Origin of the sequence: Ideonella azotifigens, assembly GCF_006519715.1 — a bacterium.
GTDB lineage: Bacteria > Pseudomonadota > Gammaproteobacteria > Burkholderiales > Burkholderiaceae_C > Ideonella > Ideonella azotifigens.
Genome location: NZ_VIDT01000629.1, coordinates 1 through 3,266, shown reverse-complemented (window position 1 = coordinate 3,266; position 3,266 = coordinate 1). Strand labels below are relative to the sequence as shown.

Annotated in this window: 5 protein-coding genes; 3 read left to right on the top strand and 2 right to left on the bottom strand. The window is 66.4% G+C overall.

All coding sequences use genetic code 11. The annotated features are described in order from the left end of the window. The 3 genes from FKP22_RS25310 to FKP22_RS25300 all read left to right on the top strand — a co-directional run. Positions 1–747, top strand: a 747-nt coding sequence (locus FKP22_RS25310) for an aminotransferase-like domain-containing protein (protein ID WP_141290487.1), incomplete at its 5' end; no start/stop codon positions are given. Positions 748–846: 99 nt separating this feature from the next. Then, positions 847–1,119, top strand: a complete 273-nt coding sequence (locus tag FKP22_RS25305; RefSeq protein ID WP_141290485.1) for a YlcI/YnfO family protein — start codon at positions 847–849, stop codon at positions 1,117–1,119. Further along, complete coding sequence (locus FKP22_RS25300) at positions 1,116–1,430, top strand: type II toxin-antitoxin system RelE/ParE family toxin (protein WP_141290483.1); 315 nt, start codon at positions 1,116–1,118, stop codon at positions 1,428–1,430. The genes FKP22_RS25305 and FKP22_RS25300 overlap by 4 nt, the downstream gene beginning before the upstream one ends. Before the next feature lie 76 nt (positions 1,431–1,506). On the opposite strand, the gene FKP22_RS25295 is transcribed toward FKP22_RS25300, so the two are convergent. Both FKP22_RS25295 and FKP22_RS32725 read right to left on the bottom strand, forming a co-directional pair. Continuing rightward, positions 1,507–2,277 carry a hypothetical protein gene (locus FKP22_RS25295; protein ID WP_141290481.1) on the bottom strand — a complete coding sequence of 257 codons (771 nt, stop codon included), beginning with the start codon at positions 2,275–2,277 and terminating at the stop codon, positions 1,507–1,509. A gap of 5 nt (positions 2,278–2,282) precedes the next feature. Then, the coding region (locus FKP22_RS32725; protein WP_211361576.1) for a hypothetical protein at positions 2,283–3,266 on the bottom strand (984 nt) is incomplete at its 5' end.

Here is a 3,266-nt window from a genome sequence, read left to right as displayed (position 1 = left end):
CAAGACGCCAGCGTCGCCGTGGCCGCGCTCGCCGCCGTGCTCGCCCAGCATCCCGTCAAGGTGTGCTGGCTGATGCCGAACTTCCAGAATCCGCTCGGCAGCCTGATGCCCGATGGCGCCAAGCAGGCGCTCGTGGCGCTGCTCGCACAGCATCAGCTGCCGCTGATCGAGGACGATGTCTACGGCGAGCTCTACTTCGGCGCGCACAAGCCACGGCCTGCGAAGGCCTGGGATCGCCAGGGACTGGTCATGCACTGCAGTTCGTTTTCGAAGACGCTGGCGCCGGGCTACCGTGTGGGCTGGGTGGCCGCAGGCCGCTTCGCGCGCGAAGTGGCGCAGCGCAAGCTGATGAGCTCCCTCGCCGCGCCGCTGCCCTCGCAGGAGGGCTTGAGCGAATACCTGGAACATGGCGGCTATGACCGCCACCTGCGCCAGCTGCGCGCCACGCTGGCGCGGCATCTGCACGTGGTGCAGCGCGCCATCGCCGAGCACTTCCCCGCCGGCACGCGGGCCACGCAGCCGGAGGGCGGCTACTTCGTGTGGCTGGCGCTGCCACCGCAGGTCGATGCGCTGGCGCTGCACCGGCTGGCGCTGTCGCAGGACATCAGCCTCGCGCCGGGCCAGCTGTTCTCTGCCGACCGGCGCTTCAGGCATCACGTGCGGATCAATTTCGGGCATCCCGATCATCCAGGATTCGAGCAGGCGCTCAAGACGGTCGGGACGATCGCAAGCGCACTGAAGCGATAGCGAACGGCTGCTTGAGGGGTTCGGCGTCCACCAGAAAGCCGCGAAGCCACCTGCCAACACCGGCTTGAGCATGTAGTGCGCCCGCACTACACTTCGCGCATGAAAACCGCCGTCATTCCGCAAGTGCGCGTCGAGCCTGAGTTGCGCGCCGATCTCGACGCCGCGCTGCTGCCCGGAGAGACCCTGACCGATTTTGTCGAGACCGCGGTTCGCAACGCCGTCGAATTCCGGCGAATGCAAACGGACTTCGCTGCCCGTTGCGACGCCTCGCTGGCCAACTACGAACGCACCGGGGTTTCCGTCGCGTCGGATGTTGTCTTGTCGAAGCTGGAGGCGAAGGTCGCAGCGCGGGTGAAACAGCTGCGCAAATGACGTTCAAGGTCGAGTTCACCCCCGAGGCGGATGCCGATCTGGATCGTCTTTTTGACTTTCTGCTGGAGCGCGCCGAGACGGTCGAGGAGGCCATGCGCGCTCAAGACGCCATCGAGGTGCTCCGCACGGTTGCCAACACCCACCTCTCGACCACGCCCTACAGCTACCGCAAGGTGGGTGCCCGCCCCTCGTTGCGCGAACTCATCGTGCCCTTCGGCGCCACTGGATACGTCCTCCGCTTCGACATCCGCACCCCGGAACTGGTCCTCGTGATCGGTGCGCGTCACCAGCGCGAAGAGGACTACCACTGACCCTTACCGAGATTGCGCAACTGGCCGAACAGTTCGGCGTTGTGTTCCTCACCGAGTCCAGCATCGGCGCGATGACTCAAGGTTGGGATGCGGCGCTGGCTGCTCCGGTGGCAAGCGTCGTTCGCTCCGGGTCGCTGCGCAACTCCAGTCCGTCGCGCGGAATGGCTCGGGCTTGCTTCAGGTCCACGTCGAACAGCGCAATATGCTCGGGCGAGCTATCCAGCAAGTAGCCATGCGCAATGGGTTTGTCGTCGCGCAGCAGCGTGACGCAGCGGGGTTTCGAGGCAGCGCAGCCTTTGGCAAACTCAAGTGCGTCTTGGTCGGCGCTTGTCCTGCCTGATATCTCGCCTGCCAGGCCCGGAACACCGATCAGCAGCACGATGGCGATCAGCAGGATCCAGGAAAACGCGGCGATCACGGAGCTCCACATCAGGGACTCGATGAGCCGCGCGATCCACGGCCGATGCGCCCGGAGCCACAACTTGGGTTTGGTGGAATCCCCCAGCGGCGTTAACAAGATAAAAATGTAAGTTGCGAGCACAACCAGCCCGATAGCAACAACGAGCCAAGACTCCGTCGCGAGCTTTGCGATGGTGACAGTGCGCTCCAGCAGGCCATACGCTCCATAAATCAGGAGCCAGTCGACCCCTTTGGGGAAAAGAGCAGCGTCAATCTGCCAATGGGAGAGGTAGCCGTCGTGGCGGACGCTGCCCATCATGTGCAGCAGGACCGTACCGGTGCTGGCAGCCAGCGCGAGGAGTTGCCAGATCGGCAACTTGCGTGGGGACGAACCTTCGTTGGCTGCAGCGGCAGGCGGAGGAAGGGAGGGCGAGGGCCGTTTGCTCATGGCGGTCAGTAGTAATACTTCGTCTTCCCCGCCCACTCGCTTTTCGGCCACTGCTTGTGCAGCAGCTGGAAGGCGTCTTTCGAGTCGGTGGCGGGGTTGTCCTTGGGGCGCGGGTGGGCGGGCACGCCGCGGCATTCCATGCGGGTGCTGGCGACGAAGAAGTGCAGGGCTTTGGGGGCTTCGGGGTCTGAGGTGTGGCTGCGGGCCCAGGCGAGCAGTGGCGGGCCGAGGTATTCGCTGCGCAGTGGCAGGGCTTGCAGCTTGGCTTGCTCGGCCCGTGCCGCTTCGCGCTCGGCGGCGGTGAGGAAGGCGGGGCCGGCGAGGTGGGTGGGGTCCGCAGTGGTGTCCACATTGGCGTAGGTGATGCAGCCCCAGGACTGCTGCAGGCCCTGGTCGTTGACGAGGGCCGGGTCCAGCTCGGGCGTGTTGGCCCAGATCACGACCGCCGCTTCGCGTTTGGCGGCCGGGCTGTTGGCTGCGGCGTAGCGGTCCCACAGCGCCTTGGTGGTGGTGCGCGGTGCGGCGAGCAGCGGCGCCATCTCGTCGGCGCTGGCCCAGTCGCCCAGCAGCGCCGCACGGGTCCAGATGACCTCGGCCAAGCGGGTGGTTTCGGTGCCCGGTAGCGCCGGGGCGCGCTGGGCCAGCTTCAGGACTGACAGCGGCAGATTGCGGTAGAGGCGCAGCGGGAAGTCGTCGGCCGGTTGGAACTGCGGCGCTGGTGCTTCAGCCTTTGAGGTGCCTTTTTCGACGGTGCGGTCCGCGTCGATGATGGGCTGCCCTGCTTCCTCGGTCAGCACGCGGCGCGGCACCGCGGCGAGGAAGCCGGCCAGCGTCGGCGCGCTGAGCATCTTCAGGCCCAGCCAGCGGTTGCGCGTGGCGATGCTCATCGCTTGCTTCGCATCGGCCAGCATCGCGCTGATGCCGGCATCGGCCGCTGCGCCCTGGCCCTGCTCGATCTGCAGCCGCGCCAGGTGGTAGCGCAAGTGCTG